Origin of the sequence: Sinomonas albida, from assembly GCF_004919045.1 — a bacterium.
GTDB classification, from domain to species: Bacteria; Actinomycetota; Actinomycetes; order Actinomycetales; family Micrococcaceae; genus Sinomonas; species Sinomonas albida.
The window spans coordinates 54,177-70,010 of sequence record NZ_SWDW01000008.1; the positions used below are offsets into that span (position 1 = coordinate 54,177).

General features: G+C 70.4%; 14 protein-coding genes. 10 read left to right on the forward strand and 4 right to left on the reverse strand.

The genetic code is table 11. The features are described 5' to 3' along the window. Positions 1 to 159: 159 nt before the first annotated feature. From uxaC to E6A26_RS09565, 6 genes are all read left to right on the forward strand, one after another. Complete coding sequence (gene uxaC / locus E6A26_RS09540) at positions 160 to 1,590, forward strand: glucuronate isomerase (RefSeq protein ID WP_136610964.1); 1,431 nt, start codon at positions 160 to 162, stop codon at positions 1,588 to 1,590. A 13-nt stretch (positions 1,591 to 1,603) separates the two neighbouring features. Next, complete coding sequence (locus E6A26_RS09545; RefSeq protein ID WP_211129070.1) at positions 1,604 to 2,983, forward strand: mannitol dehydrogenase family protein; 1,380 nt, start codon at positions 1,604 to 1,606, stop codon at positions 2,981 to 2,983. A 107-nt stretch (positions 2,984 to 3,090) separates the two neighbouring features. Beyond that, positions 3,091 to 4,320, forward strand: a complete 1,230-nt coding sequence (manD, locus tag E6A26_RS09550; RefSeq protein ID WP_136610965.1) for a D-mannonate dehydratase ManD — start codon at positions 3,091 to 3,093, stop codon at positions 4,318 to 4,320. 11 nt (positions 4,321 to 4,331) lie between these two features. Continuing rightward, positions 4,332 to 4,895 carry a gluconokinase gene (locus E6A26_RS09555; protein WP_234865297.1) on the forward strand — a complete coding sequence of 188 codons (564 nt, stop codon included), beginning with the start codon at positions 4,332 to 4,334 and terminating at the stop codon, positions 4,893 to 4,895. Between the two features lie 335 nt (positions 4,896 to 5,230). Next, positions 5,231 to 5,818, forward strand: a complete 588-nt coding sequence (gene pyrE, locus E6A26_RS09560) for an orotate phosphoribosyltransferase (RefSeq protein WP_136610966.1) — start codon at positions 5,231 to 5,233, stop codon at positions 5,816 to 5,818. Further along, positions 5,784 to 6,881, forward strand: a complete 1,098-nt coding sequence (locus tag E6A26_RS09565; protein WP_234865299.1) for an alpha/beta fold hydrolase — start codon at positions 5,784 to 5,786, stop codon at positions 6,879 to 6,881. The genes pyrE and E6A26_RS09565 overlap by 35 nt, the downstream gene beginning before the upstream one ends. Before the next feature lie 7 nt (positions 6,882 to 6,888). Here E6A26_RS09565 and E6A26_RS09570 read toward each other — a convergent pair whose 3' ends face one another. From E6A26_RS09570 to E6A26_RS09585, 4 genes are all read right to left on the reverse strand, one after another. Beyond that, positions 6,889 to 9,222 (reverse strand): glycoside hydrolase family 65 protein, encoded by a 2,334-nt coding sequence (locus E6A26_RS09570; protein ID WP_136610967.1) that lies wholly within the window; start codon positions 9,220 to 9,222, stop codon positions 6,889 to 6,891. Positions 9,223 to 9,309: 87 nt separating this feature from the next. Continuing rightward, positions 9,310 to 10,041, reverse strand: coding sequence for an HAD family hydrolase (locus E6A26_RS09575; RefSeq protein WP_136610968.1), 732 nt, complete (start codon positions 10,039 to 10,041; stop codon positions 9,310 to 9,312). Between the two features lie 17 nt (positions 10,042 to 10,058). Beyond that, positions 10,059 to 11,090: a LacI family DNA-binding transcriptional regulator gene (locus E6A26_RS09580; protein ID WP_234865301.1), complete on the reverse strand. Its 1,032-nt coding sequence runs from the start codon at positions 11,088 to 11,090 to the stop codon at positions 10,059 to 10,061. Between the two features lie 449 nt (positions 11,091 to 11,539). Beyond that, positions 11,540 to 12,391: an HAD-IIA family hydrolase gene (locus tag E6A26_RS09585; RefSeq protein WP_136610970.1), complete on the reverse strand. Its 852-nt coding sequence runs from the start codon at positions 12,389 to 12,391 to the stop codon at positions 11,540 to 11,542. A 133-nt stretch (positions 12,392 to 12,524) separates the two neighbouring features. Between E6A26_RS09585 and E6A26_RS09590 the strand changes: the two genes are divergently transcribed. Genes E6A26_RS09590 through E6A26_RS09605 form a run of 4 tightly spaced genes read left to right on the forward strand, consistent with a single transcriptional unit; the run spans position 12,525 to position 15,703 of the window. Next, complete coding sequence (locus E6A26_RS09590; protein WP_136610971.1) at positions 12,525 to 12,932, forward strand: TOBE domain-containing protein; 408 nt, start codon at positions 12,525 to 12,527, stop codon at positions 12,930 to 12,932. A gap of 41 nt (positions 12,933 to 12,973) precedes the next feature. Next, a complete protein-coding gene (gene modA, locus E6A26_RS09595) occupies positions 12,974 to 13,774 on the forward strand; it encodes a molybdate ABC transporter substrate-binding protein (RefSeq protein WP_136610972.1) in 801 nt (266 codons plus the stop codon). Then, positions 13,752 to 14,570, forward strand: a complete 819-nt coding sequence (locus E6A26_RS09600) for an ABC transporter permease (protein WP_136610973.1) — start codon at positions 13,752 to 13,754, stop codon at positions 14,568 to 14,570. The genes modA and E6A26_RS09600 overlap by 23 nt, the downstream gene beginning before the upstream one ends. After that, positions 14,567 to 15,703 carry a sulfate/molybdate ABC transporter ATP-binding protein gene (locus E6A26_RS09605; protein WP_136610974.1) on the forward strand — a complete coding sequence of 379 codons (1,137 nt, stop codon included), beginning with the start codon at positions 14,567 to 14,569 and terminating at the stop codon, positions 15,701 to 15,703. The genes E6A26_RS09600 and E6A26_RS09605 overlap by 4 nt, the downstream gene beginning before the upstream one ends. Positions 15,704 to 15,834: the final 131 nt, after the last annotated feature.

Consider the following 15,834-nt stretch of genomic DNA (forward strand, 5'->3'; position numbering starts at 1 on the left):
CCACCGATCTCCCCAACTTCCCAGCGGACGACGGCGCAACTCGCCGCGCGCTGAAGGCGGCGCGCCGCGCGTGGTCGCCGGAAGTTGGGGAGACTGGTCGAGGATCGGGGGAGGCCGGGGCGTCGAATCTACCTTCCTCGAGACGAAGAGAGAGAAACGATGACTGAATCTCTGGCCGCCAACCCTGACCGACTCCTTCCGGCAGACCCCGGCACGCGAGAGATCGCGCGCGAGCTGCACGCCGCCGTCGAACATTCCCCGATCCTGTCGCCGCACGGGCACGTCCCGGCCGAGTGGATCGCCGATGACACCGCGTTCACGGACCCCACCACCCTTTTGGTGACGCCGGACCACTACGTGACCCGGCTGATCCACGCCTCCGGCGTTCCCCTGGGCGAGCTCGGCGTGGGCTCTGCCGGTGGCGTCGGAGGGTCGGAGGAGGCGTCCCGCGCGGCGTGGCGCCGCTTCGCCGAGGCCTGGCCGCTGTTCGACGGGACCGCGTCCGGGTACTGGCTTCGCGAGGAGTTCGAGCACCTGTTCGGCCTCCCGGCCTCGATCGTGGACTCGCTCGGCGAGAACGCCGACGCGGCCTACGACGCGATCGCTGCCAAGCTTGCCGAGCCGGCCTTCCGCCCGCGGCGGCTGTTCCAAGACTTCAACATCGAAGTCCTCGCCACGACCGACGATCCGCTCGACACGCTCGAGGCGCACGCGCGGCTCGCCAAGGACGAATCGTTCTCGGGGCGCGTGGTCCCGACGTTCCGTCCGGACCCGTACATCAACATCGCCCACCCGGAGTGGGCGGCTCGCGTCGAGCGGCTCGCTGACGAGGCGTCCGACGGCGTCGCGGGCTACGCGGGCTACCTCCGCGCGCTCGAGAACCGCCGACGCTACTTCGTGGAGCACGGCGCGGTCTCGGCCGACCACGGCGTGCGCACCCCGCTCACGCTCAAGCTCTCCGCGGGCGAGGCCGAGGCGCTCTTCGAGAAGGCGCGCCGGGGCGAGGGAACCGCCGCGGACCGCGACGCGTTCGAGGCGCACATGATGGTGGAGATGGCGCGGATGTCCGTCGAGGACGGCCTCGTCATGACCATCCACCCGGGCTCGTTCCGGAACCACCACACCCCGACGTTCGCCGCCTACGGTGCCGACACGGGCCACGACATCCCGTTCGCGGTCAACTACACGGAGGGCGTGCGCGCGCTCCTGCAGGAGTACGGCACGGCCAAGGACTTCCACCTCGTCCTGTTCACCTTGGACGAGACGGTGTTCTCCCGCGAGCTCGCCCCGCTGGCCGGGTTCTACCCGTCGGTGTACATCGGTGCCCCGTGGTGGTTCCTCGACGCTCCGGACGCGATGCTGCGCTTCCGCTCCGCGGTGACCGAGACGGCGGGGTTCTCCCGCTCGTCCGGCTTCATCGACGACACTCGGGCGTTCTGCTCGATCCCCGCCCGGCACGACACCTCCCGCCGAATCGAGGCTTCCTTCCTGGCCCGCCTCGTCGCCGAGCATCGCATCACCAAGACCCGAGCGCACGAGCTCATTGTGGACATCGTCGACGGCACGCCGCGGCGGGTCTTCAAGCTTTGACAAAGGACTACCCGTGACCAGAACCGCCACCGAGCTGCCCGTCCTGGGCCGCCAAGGCACACCGGCCCCTCCCATCCGCATCGTCCACCTCGGGCTCGGCGCCTTCCACCGATCCCATCAGGCCTGGTTCACCGCCAAGGCCCATGACGGCTCCCAATGGGGCATCGCGGCTTTTACCGGCCGCCGCCCCGACGCCGCCCAGGCGCTCGCCCCGCAGGACGGGCTGTTCACGCTCGTCGAGCGGGCGGCGGACGGCGACCGATTCGAGGTCGTCCCCACGATCGCCGCGGCGGTCGACGGCGCCGACACCGAGCGCCTGAACGAGCTCCTCGCTTCCCCGTCCACCGCGATCGTGACCCTCACCGTGACGGAGAAGGTGTACGACGACGGCGCCCCCGACACCCCGCTGGGCCGCCTCGTGCGCGGACTCGCCGCCCGGCGGGCAGCCGGCGCCGGCCCGATTGCGATCGTCAGCTGCGACAACCTCGCCCACAACGCCGAGGTGGCCCGCGCCGCCGTCGAACGCCTCGCCCAGGCGCTCGACGCGGAGGCGCCGGGCGCTGCGTTGCCTTCCGGTGACCGCTCCGGCGATGGTGCGGACGACGGCGGACTCGAGGCTTGGGTGCGCGCGAACGTGAGCTTCGTGGGCACCTCGGTGGACCGCATCACCCCGCGGACCACGCCCGAGGACATCGCCGAGGTGGCCGAGCAGTGCGGCTACCGCGACGCGGCCCCGGTGGTCGCCGAACCGTTCGCGTCCTGGATCCTCTCGGGCGAGTTCCCGGCCGGTAGGCCGGCGTGGGAGGACGGCGGGGCGCTGTTCGTGGACGACATCGAGCCGTTCGAGAACCGCAAGCTCTGGCTCCTCAACGGCGCGCATACGATGCTCGCGTACGCGGGCCAGCTGCGCGGCCACGCGACCGTCGCCGAAGCCCTCGCCGACCCGGTGTGCCGCGCGGCTATGGAGTCGTTCTGGGACGAGGCCGCCCGGCATCTCACCCTCCCGGAGCTCGACGTCCCGAGCTACCGTGACGCGCTCCTCGAGCGCTTCGCGAACCCGCGGATCGCGCACTACCTCGCCCAGATCGCCCAGGACGGCTCGCTCAAGCTCCGCCTCCGTTCCGTGCCCGTGCTCCGCGCCGAGCGGTCGGCGGGCCGCACCGGGCTCGCCGCGGCCCGGATGATCGCCGCGTGGATGGACTACCTCGTGGACAGCGCCGAGCGCGGCACCGAGTTCCACGACCCGCTTGAGGCAGACGTGCGCCGCGCGCTCGCGCTCGAAGGCCGCGAGCGCACCACCGCGCTTCTCCGCCTCGTCGACGCCGGGCTCGCGGAGGACGCCGCCGTGATCGACCGCGTGGACAGCCTGCTCGGGACGTTCGCGAACGACTGAACCCGTCTCTGCAACGGGTGGCAATAATTCGGCAAGCGGTTGCCACGCGTAGCAGGGGATCACTATGGTGGTTCGAGGAAAACACGCACTGGATGGAGAGGAACGACATGAAGATCGTTGCTGCTGATGTCTTCGTGACGAGCCCGTCGCGGAACTTTGTCACCCTGCGGATCACGACTGACGAGGGCGTCACGGGCATCGGCGATGCCACGCTCAACGGCCGTGAGCTCGCTGTCGCCGCTTACCTCAAGGAGCACGTGGCGCAGCTGCTCATCGGCAAGGACCCGCACCGCATCGAGGACACGTGGCAGTTCCTCTACCGCTCGTCGTACTGGCGACGGGGCCCCGTGACGATGGCCGCGATCGCCGCGGTGGACATGGCGCTCTGGGACATCAAGGGCAAGGTCGCGAACCTTCCCGTGTACCAGCTCCTCGGCGGGGCGTCCCGCGAGGGCCTGCGCGCGTACGGGCACGCCTCGGGCACGGACATCCCCTCGCTCTTCGACTCGATCCGGCATCACCTCGAGCTCGGCTACAAGTCGATCCGGGTCCAGACCGCGATCCCGGGCATCAAGGCCGTGTACGGCGTCGCCGCCCAGGTCCAGGCCTCCGGCCAGCGCTACGACTACGAGCCCGCCGGCCGCGGTGCGTTCCCGGCCGAGGAGGACTGGGACACCCGCGCCTACCTGCGTCACCTGCCGTCCGTCTTCGAGGCGGTGCGCAACGAGTTCGGCCCGGAGATCCCCCTCCTGCACGACGGCCACCACCGCATGACCCCGATCCAGGCTGCGAAGCTCGGCAAGGCGCTCGAGCCCTACGACCTGTTCTGGCTCGAGGACTGCACGCCAGCGGAGAACCAGGAGGCCCTGCGCCTGGTCCGCCAGCACACCACCACCCCGCTCGCCATCGGCGAGATCTTCAACACGGTGTGGGACTTCCAGACCCTCATCAAGGAACAGCTCATCGACTACGTCCGGGCGGCCTCGACGCACTTCGGCGGCATCAGCCCGCTCAAGAAGGTCATGGACTACGCGGCCCAGTACCAGGTGAAGTCCGGCTTCCACGGTCCCACGGACATCTCCCCGGTCGGATTCGCGGCGCAGCTGCACGTGGGCCTGGCGATCCACAACTACGGGATCCAGGAGTACATGCAGCACTCGGACGCCACGAACACGGTGTTCGAGCAGTCGATGACGTTCAACGACGGCTACCTGCACCCGGGCAACAAGCCGGGCCTCGGTGTCGAGTTCAACGAGGAAGCCGCGAACACGTACCCCTACCAGCAGGCCTACCTGCCGTACAACCGTCTCGTCGACGGTACCGTTCACGACTGGTGAGGACACCACTGGTGAGCGCGGGCGAGCCGACGACGGCGGGCGAGCAGACCACGACGGGCGAGCAGAACCGAGCCGTGTTCCACGTCATCGCGATGGGCGTGTCCGGTTCTGGCAAGAGCACCGTGGGTCAGCTTCTCGCCGACGAGCTCGGTGGGACGTTCATCGACGGGGACGATCTGCACCCCGCGGCCAACGTCGAGAAGATGGCCGCGGGGATCCCGCTCGACGACGCCGACCGCGAGCCCTGGCTCCGTGAGATCGGCGCCCGCATGGGGGCCGCGCGCGGAACTCTGGTGATCGGCTCAAGCGCCCTGCGGCGCAAGTACCGGGACCTCATCCGTGCCGCGGCCCCGGACACCGTGTTCGTGCATCTCGATGGCTCGCGCGAGCTCCTCGCCGAGCGCATGGCCACCCGGCCCGGGCACTTCATGCCGCCCTCGCTCCTCGATTCGCAGCTCGCGACCCTCGAGCCGCTCGATCCCGACGAGGACGGCAAGGTGTTCAACATCGCCGAGACGCCGGAGGACATCGCCCGCGAGGCCGCCGACTGGCTGCTGCGAAGGGCCCGCGCCTAGCCCCCCACCATCCCGTTTCGGGTACGCCAACTCGCGCTTGGGGCCGTTTCGGGTACGCCAACTCGCCCTCCTAGACGTCTCGGGTACAGATCATCCGTGCCTGAGACGTCTGGGGTGGGAGAGTATCTGTACCCGAGATGTGCTTGGTAGGGCAGTATCTGTACCCGAGATGGCTGGGGTGGGGGAGTATCTGTACCCGAGACGGCTGGGGCAGGGAGTATCTGTACCCGAGATGGCTGTGGTGGGGAGTATCTGTACCCGAGACGGGCTGCGAGGCGGGTTGGTTCGCTGGTCCGGTCGGCGTGGGGTCGGGGCCAGCAACTAGAATCGAGACCATGACTTCCCCCCTTGATTCAGCCCTGCCCGAACTGGGCGCCGCGCGTGCACGCCTCCTCGAGCTCATCAAGGAGCTCGCGGTCGTCCACGGCCGCGTGACCCTCTCGAGCGGCAAGGAGGCCGACTATTACATCGACCTCCGCCGCATCACGCTGCATCATGAGGCGTCGCGGCTCGTGGGCCAGGTCATGCTGGGCCTCATCGAGGGCGCGGGCGTCACGATGGAGGCTGTTGGCGGCCTGACGATGGGCGCCGATCCCGTGGGCACCGGCATCATGCACGCCGCGCGCGAGGCAGGCCAGGACGTCGACGCCTTCGTGGTCCGGAAGGTGCAGAAGTCGTACGGCATGGGCCGCCAGGTCGAGGGCCCCTCGGTTGAGGGGCGCCGCGTCGTGGTCGTCGAGGACACCTCGACCACGGGCGGTTCGGCGCTCACCGCCGTCGAAGGCGTGCGCAACGCGGGCGCCGAGGTGACCGCGGTCGCCGTCATCGTGGACCGCGCGACGGGCGCGAAGGAGCGCATCGAGGCCGAGGCAGGCGTGCCGTACCTCTATGCGTTCAGCAAGGATGAGCTCGGACTCGACTGAGCCCCGCAAGGGCAACCCCGCCCTCGGCGAGGGCGGGGCGCGAAGCATGGCCGACGCGCTGCGCGCCGTCGACCGTCTGCGGCGCGTCTCGCGCCGCGCCCTCCTCACGGGGATCATCGGCTCGGGCCTGCTCGCGGCGGACATGATGGTCACGCGGGCCGTCCAGGCGCAGCGCCGCTCGACCGTGGTCCTCACGGCGAACGACGACGACGCGCGGCGGCGCTTCCCCGGTACCTCCTGGATCCTCCTCCCGGGCTACAAGACGAGCTGGGAAGAGGCGCAGCTCATCATCACGCTGCTCGCGCCGTCGCTTGGCGAGCGCGGACAGCTCGCCGCGGTGGGCTATTCGAACAACGGGCTCGAGGTCGACGAGGTCGTGAACGCGATTCTCGCGCACGCCTCGCGCTACAGGCTCGACGAGCTGCACCTCTACGGGCACTCGTTCGGCGGGATGCTCGCGATCGACGTCGCGGCCCGGCTAGCGCGTCTCGACGCGAGCGGCGCGGGAAACGTGCCGCGGGTGGGAGCGGTCGTGCTGGACTCGACCCCGGCCTCGAAGTACGACGTCAAGGACCTCTCGTGGTTCGAGGGCGTCGTCGAGCTGTACGAGCTCGGCTTCAGGGTGCCCTCAATCCTGCGCGGCGGCTACGAGCTCGGGGAGCGCATCGTGAACAAGCACGAGCGGACGTGGACGCAGGTCCTGGACCAGGCGCTCGAGCAGCTCACTCCGCTCGCGCCGTCGAGCGTGCTGATCCAGACCGAGTCGGAGTACATCTACAACTGGGACGTGACTCGGTTCGCCGGGGAGATCGGCGGGGCGCAGCTCGGATTCATCGGCAATCCCAGCGACCAGACCGTTGACTACGAATCGGCCCGTGCCCGATGGCAGAAGTACTTCCCAGACAACCTCGTCTCATCCTCGCTGCAGACGCTGGGCGCCTTCCCTGCCCACGCGAGCCCCGAGTGGAGCGCCCTCGTGTACAACACGGTGCTCGGGCAGCTGCTCCCGCAACTCCTCCCGCTGCCGCGCAAGGTCGGCGGAGCGGGAGGCGGCGGGAGGTAGGCCCGCGTTAGCGCTGCGGCGAGAGCACGCTGAGCCCGGCGGTCGGGAAGGCCCGGGGGAACACGCTCGGCACGGGCGCGGGCGTGGGCTCGAGCGGCACGGCCGTGGGCTCGGTTCCGACGCTCACGATCGAGCCCCGGACGCTCACGTCCATCGGATCGCCGGACTCGACGGCGAGCTGGAGGAGTCCCGGCGTGAGCCGGATGCTCAGCGTGCGGCCCTGGAGCTGGAGCCGGAACGCGAGGCTCTCCCAGTCGTCAGGCAGGCGCGGGTCGAAGTACGGGAGCGCGCCCTGGTCGCGGAAGCCCGCGAAGCCGTTCACGAGCGCGCTCCACACGCCGCCCGCCGAAGCCGTGTGGACGCCGTCGATCGTGTTGTGGTGCAGGTTGTCGAGGTCGATGAAGGCCGCGGTGGTGAAGTGTCGCAGTGCCTCCTCCGTGTATCCGACCTCGGCGGCCATGATGCCCTGGACACAGGCGGACAGCGTCGAATCGCCCGTGGTGATCGGGTCGTAGAAGTCGAACGCGCGCTGCTTCTCCTCCGCCGTGAAGTCCTGCCACTGGAGGAACATCGCGAGCACGGCGTCGGCCTGCTTGAGCACCTGGTGGCGGTAGATGACCAGCGGGTGGAAATGGAGCAGGAGGGGGTACTTCGAGCGCGGCGTCTCCCAGTCCCACGGCTCGAGCGACATGAAGTCGGCGTCCTGGGCGTGGACCCGCATGTCCGGGTCGTAGGGCATGGCCATGCGCTCGGCCATGTGCGACCACAGGAGCCGCTCCGTGTCGGAGACGTTCGGATGGTCGAGCGCCGCGGCCGCGCGGAGGTTGAAACGGGCCATGACGTTCGTATACAGGTTGTCGTTCACCACGGCCGTGTACTCATCCGGGCCCGTGACCCCGTGGATGTGGAACTGGCCGTTCTTGCCGAAGAAGCCCAGCGATGCCCACATGCGCGCCGTCTCGATGAGGACGTCGGCGCCGGAACCGGCGAGGAACGCGTCGTCTCCCGAGGCCCATGCGTAGCGCGCGGCCGCGTACGCGATCGCGGCATTGATGTGGAACTGTGCAGTGCCGGCGGCGTAGTACGCGCTCGCCTCCTGGCCGTTGATGGTGCGCCACGGATACAGCGCGCCGTCCACGTTGAGCTCGGCGGCCCGGGCAGTCGCCGCGGGAAGCATCGCGTGGCGGAAGTCGATGACCTGGCGGGCCGCCTCGGGCGCGGTGTACGTGAGGTACGGCAGGACGTAGATCTCCTGGTCCCAGAAGTAGTGGCCCTCGTAGCCCGAGCCGGTCACGCCCTTCGCAGGGATGCCAGCGACCCCTGCGTGCGACGTGGCCTGCGCGAGCTGGAACAGGTTCCAGCGCACGGCCTGCTGGAGTTCGGGAGAGCCGCCGATCTCGATGTCGGCCGTGGCCCAGTAGCGCTCGTAGTGCGCCGCGCTCTCGGCGGCCAGCTCGTCGAAGCCGCGCACCGCGGCGGCCGCCGCGTCCACGAGTTCCGGGTCCGCGGCCGGGGCCACCGCGTAGCCGACTCGCTTCTCGAGCCGGAACGCCTCACTCGGGTCGATCTGGAGGACGTAGCGGACGCCGCCGCGGTCGCCGTCGGCCTCGGTGGAGAACGGCTGATGCAGCGTGTTCGTGGCATGGTCGACGGCGATCGCGACGTGCTGCCGCGAGGTCACCGTGGACCACGCGAGCCTCAGGCTCCCGTTGGCCCCCTCCGCGGCGACCGCTTCGAGGACGCGGCCTGCGTGCCGGCCTGCGCGGCGAGGGTCGTGCTCCGAGTGGTCCTCCGTCGGCTGGTCCTGACGGTTGACCACGTGCGACTCGAAGTCGACGACGATGCGCCGGTCGGCGCTGATCTCGAAGTCGATCGCGAGGCTCGAGCGGGACTGCGCACCGATGACGCGCCGTTCGCGCGTGGTGACGGACGCCCCGGACGCGGTCTGCCACACGATCGTGCATTCGTAGACGCCGGTCGCGAAGTCGAGGCGGCGCCGGTAGTCGAGCACCTCCGAGCCCGCGAGCGTGAGTTGCTCGCCGTCCACCCACACGGTCGTCTCATGCGTGTCGGGGACGTAGAGGATGCGCTGACCCTGCTTCGCGAAGCCGTACGCATTCTCTGCGTGCCGGATGTCGAACGTCTCGTGGAAGCCGTTCACGAACGTGCCGGGGAGCGCCGCGTCCGCCTCCGCGGTGTGGGATCCGCGGATGCCGATGTGGCCGTTGCCGAGGCTGAAGAGCGTCTCGAGCGCGCCTTCCGCGCCGGGAACGTGGCTCGTCTCGAGGAGACCCCACGCGTCGACGGGGAAGCGCAGGCGATCTGCAGTGACGAGAGTCATGAGTGTGTGCCGATCTGGAGGGGGAAGGATTGGGGGATGGGTGCTCTTGGGGGGAGCCTTGAAGGTCTAGCGGTGAGCCGCGAGGCGTCAGAGCAGCTCGGCGAGGTCGTTGACCACGAACGTCGCGCCCGCGGCGAGGAGCTGCTCGCTCCCGGCCCCGCGGTCAACGCCGACGACGGCGCGGAAGCCGCCCGCCGCCCCTGCCTGGACGCCCGAGACGGCGTCCTCGACCACGATGCACGCGCCGCGCGGCGCGTCGAGCAGCTCGGCGGCACGGTGGAACGTCGCGGGGTCCGGCTTGCCGGGGAGGCCCTCGCGAGCCGCCACGGCGCCGTCGACCACCACCGGGAAGACCTCGGTGAGGCCCGCGGCGCGGAGCACGGCGGGCGCGTTGCGCGACGAGGAGACGACGGCGAGCTTGAGCCCGCGCTCGCGGGCCGCCTCGACCAGGCGCACTGACCCCGGGTAGGGGGCAACGCCGTCGTCCTCGATGATCGCGTTGAAGATGCGGTTCTTCCGATTGCCCAGCCCCTGGACCGTCTCGTGGTCGGGGTCGTCGTCGAGCGGGCCCTCAGGCAGCACGATCCCTCGCGACGCGAGGAAGTCGCGGACCCCGTCGAAGCGGGGCTTGCCGTCGATGTGGTCGAAGTAGTCCGTGTCCGAGTAAGCGGGGCCGCGGCCGGTCGCCGCGAGATACTCCTCGAACAGTCTTCGCCAGGCCGACTCGTGGACGGTCGCTGTGGGGGTCAGCACGCCGTCCAGGTCGAAGAGCAGGGCCTCGGTTCCGGTCCAGATGTCCAGCTGAGTCTGGGAGAGCATTGGGGGGCCTCCGTGGTTCAGTGCCGCGCGCGGCGGGTGGTCTTGCGTTCGATCAGTGAAGTGGGCAGTCGGTGGTCTTGGGGCGGGGAGCCCAGCTCTGGGTTGTCGAGCCGTTCCGCGAGCAGGGTGGCCGCGAAGGCGCCCTGATCGGCCACGGGTTGGGACACCGTGGTCAGCCCGAGGAACGAGCTCATGGGGTGGTCGTCGATGCCGATGACAGAGACTCCCTTCGGCGCTGTGATCCCGTGCTCGCGCAGGGCCTTGAGCGCCCCGAAGGCGGCCTCGTCGCACCCTGAGAACACCGCGGCGGGCCGGCGGCGGGCTGCGAGCAGCTCCGTCATGGCCCGATACCCGCCGTCGATCGTGGACTCGGTGCACACCATCATGTCCGGATCGGTTTCGAGATGTTCGTCGTCCAGCGCCCGCTCGAATCCGGCCTGCCGGTGGGCGGCCGTGCGCACGGTTCCGTCGCTGGGTTCGTTACCCGCGAGTATAGCAACGTCCCAGTGGCCGAGGTCGAGCAGGTGACGCGTTGCACGCCACGCGGCAGCCTCGTCGTCGATCCCCACGTTGTCCCACGGGACGTCGCTCAGGCCGACGCTCGCGACGGCGAGCTTTGATGCTGCAAGCGCTTCCAGTTGGACGGGATCGAGGTTCACGCCGAGCAGGAGGACGCCGTCCACGCGCTCGGACAGCTCGTCGGGGTTCCGGAAGAGCGCGTCTTTGACGTGTTCCCGGCCTCGCAGGCTCATGAGCACGGAGTCGAGGCCGCCGTGGGCCAGCGCCTCCTCGGCCGCCTCGACGGCTTCCGCGAAGAACCAGGCCGTGGTCTTGGGCACAACGATCGCGACGTGCCCGGTCTTCCCGCCGGCCAGACGCGCCGCTGCGGACGAGGCGCGGTACCCCAGCTTCTCGGCTGCCTCCTCGACGCGGAGCTGGCTCGCGGGGGAGATGTTCGGCAGCCCTCGCAGGGCGCGGGACACGGTGCAGATCGAGAGGCCCGAGAGCGTCGCGACGTCATGGATCGTCGCGCGAGCGCGGTCAGCCACGGAACACGGACTCATCCCTTTCGTCATGAGGCAGGAGAAGACGCCCGCCCCGCGCCCGGAAGAGTGTAACCAGGCTCTGTAAGCGTTTACAAGCTCGTTTGCGGGGTCTCGTGCCAAGGTTTGTGGGGTCTCGTCCCAGGGTTTGTGGGGTCCCGTTCCGGCGTTTGCGGGGTCTATGACAGGACGGGACCCCGCATTGGGCCGGACGGGACCCCGCAATCGGTCGGACGGGACCCCACATTGGGTCGGACGGCACCCCGCAAGCGGCTGGACGGGACCCCGCATTGGGTCGGACGGGACCCCGCAAGCGGCTGGACGGGACCCCGCAATCGGTCGGACGGGACCCCGCATTGGGTCGGACGGGACCCCGCAAGTGGTCGGACGGGACCCCGCATTGGGTTGGACGGGACCCCGCAACTGGGCGGGACGGGTCGGGCGCGCGGGCGGGGCTAGAGTTGCCGGAGCAGGTCCGAGACCGAGTTCAGGACCTGGTTCGGTCGGAACGGATAGGTGGGGATGTCTGCCTGCTGGGTGATGCCGGACAGCACGAGGACCGTGTGGAGTCCGGCCTCCATGCCCGCGACGATGTCGGTGTCCATGCGGTCGCCGATCATCGCGGTCGTCTCGGAGTGGGCGTCGATCTGGTTCATGGCGGAGCGGAACATCATGGGGTTCGGCTTGCCGATCGTGTACGGCTCCCGGCCCGTGGCCTTCGTGATGAGGGCCGCTATCGCACCAGTTGCGGGGAGGACGCCCTCCTTCGACGGGCCCGTCGCGTCGGGGTTCGTCGCGATGAACCGAGCGCCGCCCACAATGAGCCGGATCGCCGTCGTGATGGCGTTGAACGAGTACGTGCGGGTCTCGCCGAGCACCACGTAGTCAGGGTCCTGGTCGGTGAGGATCACGCCGGCCTCGTGCAGCGCCGTCGTGAGCCCTGCTTCGCCGATGCAGTAGACGCGCGCCCCCGCCATCTGGTCCTTGATGAACACGGCCGTGGCGAGCGCCGACGTCCAGATGTTCTCTTCGGGGATGGACAGGCCGGAGGACCGCAGGCGCGCCGCGAGGTCGCGCGGCGTGAAGATTGAGTTGTTCGTGAGGACGAGGAATCGCCGCGAGGTGTCGACCCAGCGCTGGATGAGCTCCGGGGCGCCCGGGATCGGGTGGTTCTCGTGCACGAGCACGCCGTCCATGTCCGTGAGCCAGCATTCGATGTCCTGGCCGCTGCGGTACGCGACTTTGGCGCTCGCGGGCGCGGGGACGGCGGCGAGGGTGTCGGTGGTCGGGGCGGCGGATTCGGACATGGTGCCTCCTGATCGCGAACGGACTCGCCCAGTCTTTCATCTTGCGCGCTGCCACGGCGACGGCCCCATCGGCGTCCGCAGGAGCGGAGAAAATTTCGACGTCAGTCCGCAGCTGCGGAACTACACTTGGCTCATGCCTTTGATCCGCATCGCCGAGGCGGCGAGCCTGCTCGGCGTGAGCGACGACACCGTGCGCCGCTGGGTCGACGCGGGTGCGCTCAGCCCCGCGAAGGACGCCTCGGGCCGCGCCGCGGTCGACGGCGCCGAGCTCGCCGATCTGGCCCGGCGGCAGGCGGCGGCCCCGCGAGACGCGAGCGGCGTGGCCCGCTCGGCCCGCAACAGCTTCGTGGGGCTCGTGACCGACGTCATCGAGGACCGGGTCATGGCGCAGGTCGAGCTCCAGTGCGGCCCGTATCGCGTGGTCTCGCTCATGAGCTCGGAGGCCGTGCGCGAGCTTGGCCTCGTGCCGGGAAGCGTGGCCACCGCGGTCGTCAAGGCGACGACGGTGATTGTGGAAACCCATGAAGGGAAGGCGCGGTGAAGCAAGGCCCGGTGAAGGAAGACACCGTGAAGCAAGTCCCCATGAACGGACGCGCAGTGCGACTCCGCTCCAAGCTTGCCGCGGCCGGTGTGCTCACCCTTGCCCTCCTCCTCACGGCGTGCGGGGCGATGCCGAGGACGGGCGGCGGCGTGTCGACGTCGTCAACCTCGGCGAGCATCACGGTCTTCGCGGCCGCGTCGCTCAAGGCGACGTTCACGGACCTCGCGCATCAGTTCGAGGCAGCGCACGGCGGGACGAAGGTCAACTTGAGCTTCGGCGGCTCCTCCGACCTCGTGGCGCAGCTCCAGAGCGGGGCGCCGGCTGACGTGTTCGCCTCCGCCGACGAGGCGAACATGACGAAGGCGACGAACGCGGAGCTCGTGTCCGGTAGCCCGCAGATCTTCGCGACGAACGTCCTCGAGATCGCTGTGCCGAAGGGGAATCCGGCCGGGATCCATTCGCTTCAGGAGCTCGCGAAGCCCGGGCTCCGCCTCGTTCTGTGCGCGCAGCAGGTCCCGTGCGGGAGCGCCTCGCACAAGGCCGCGGATGCGGCCGGCGTCGCGCTCAAGCCCGTGAGCGAGGAGCAGTCCGTCACGGACGTGCTCGGCAAGGTCATCTCGGGGGACGCCGATGCGGGCCTCGTCTACGTGACGGACGTCAAGGGCACGGGCGGGAAGGTCGACGGCGTGGCGTTCCCCGAGTCGAAGGCGGCGGTGAACCGCTATCCGATCGCCATGCTCAGGCAGTCCAAGGCGAGCTCGGTCGCGCAGGACTTCGTCGAGTTCGTGCGTGGCGCCGAGGGGCAGAAGGTGCTCGGCAATGCCGGGTTCGGCGCGCCCTAGGTCCAGGGCGTACTCCGGCCTTCCGCGCTGGGTCTACGTCCCCGCGGCCCTCGGGGCCCTGTTCGTGCTCGTGCCCTTCGTCGGGATCCTGACGCGCGTCGACTGGCTGCACTTCGTCGCGCTCATCACGTCGGATTCCTCGCTCGCCGCGCTCGGCCTGAGCCTTGAGACTGCGTTGGCGAGCACCGTGGCGTGCCTGGTGCTCGGGGTGCCCATGGCACTTGTGCTCGCCCGGGGGCCCGTCCGCGGCCGGCGTTGGCTGCGCTCGCTCGTGCTCCTGCCGCTCGTGCTGCCGCCGGTTGTCGGCGGCCTCGCGCTCCTCTACACGTTCGGCCGGCTCGGCTTCGTGGGCCGCTGGCTCGACGTCTTCGGCGTCCAGCTCGCGTTCACGACGACCGCCGTGGTCATGGCTCAGACGTTCGTCTCGCTCCCGTTCCTCGTGGTGAGCCTCGAGGGTGCGCTCCGCACGGCGGGCGGCCGCTACGAGGCCGTCGCGGCGACCCTCGGGGCTGCCCCGAGCCACGTGTTCTGGCGCGTCACGCTTCCGCTCGTGCTGCCCGGCCTCGCCTCCGGACTCGTGCTTTCCTTCGCGCGGAGCCTCGGCGAGTTCGGAGCGACCCTCACGTTCGCTGGGAGCCTGCAGGGTGTCACGCGGACGCTGCCGCTCGAGGTGTACCTGCAGCGCGAGGTCGACCCCGACGCCGCCGTGGCCCTCGCGCTCGTGCTCGTGGTGGTTGCCGCGCTCGTGGTGGGCCTCGCCTATGGTCGCCGCGCCGCTGGGGCTGTGGCCGCGTGAGCTTCCGCCTGCGCGCCGCGCTCGCCGACCGAGGCCTCGACGCCGGTCTCCACGTGGAGTCCGGCGAGACGGTCGCCGTCCTCGGCCCCAACGGTGCGGGCAAGTCCACGCTCTTCGCGCTCGCGGCGGGGCTCGTCCGCGCGGACGAGGGCAGCGCCGAGCTCGACGGCCGCGTCCTCTTCGACACCAAGTCCGGCGCCTGGGTTCCGCCGCACGCGCGCGGCGTCGCGCTCCTCGCGCAAGAGCCGCTCCTGTTCCCGCACCTCACCGTGCTCGAGAACGTCGCGTTCGGCCCCCGCGCGGGCGGGGCCTCGCGCGCCTCGGCCCGCGCCACGGCGGAGCGCTGGCTTCGCGAGGTCGACGCCGCCGAACTCGCCGACCGCCGCCCCACCCAGCTTTCGGGCGGGCAGGCGCGGCGGGTCGCCGTCGCCCGCGCGCTGGCCGCCGAGCCGAGCCTCCTCCTGCTCGACGAGCCGTTCGCCGCGCTCGACGCCGGCGCAGCGCCCGCGCTGCGCCGCCTCCTCAGGCGGGTCCTCGCCGGCCGGACGGCCGTGATCATCACGCACGAGGCGCTTGACGCGCACCTCCTCGCCGAGCGCGTTGTGGTGCTCGAGGGCGGGCGGATCGCGGAGCAGGGCCCGACGGCGGCGCTTCTCGAGCGCCCCAGGAGTCACTTCGCGGCGGGGCTCTCCGGGCTCAACTTCGTGCGGGGACGGACGACGGCGCCTGCTCGCCTCGCGGTGGCTGGGCTCGGCGAGGTGTTCGGGGTCGTTCCGTCCGAGGCCGGGGAGGCGCCCGCGACGGGCGAGGACGCGGTCGCCGTGTTCCGGCCGGCGGACGTCGCCGTCTACGCGAGCTCTTCCGGCCTGGGCGCGTCCGCGCCGGGCGCCGACGGTCGAGGTGGTCAGGACTCGATGGAAGAGCCCCCGCACGGCTCGCCGCGGAACGCGTGGCGCGCCGTCGTCGCTGAGCTCGAGCCGCGCGGCGCTCAGGTCCGCGTCCACGCGCGTGCGGGAGACGCCGCCATCGTCGCGGACCTGACCCCTGCCGCGGCCGCCGAGCTGGATCTCGCGCCGGGCGCCGCCGTCGTCCTCGTCGCGAAGGCCGCGGCGGTGACGGTCTACGCGGCCTGATGCCCGGATCAGTGTGATCGCCGTGATCGCCGAATCTGTCAATCGATGTGACTAAGTCCTTGACCTCTGTGACAAGGATCACGGAGAGTGGGCGTGCTGGCTCTCGCCGGCGCATAGCCTTGCTCCACGAT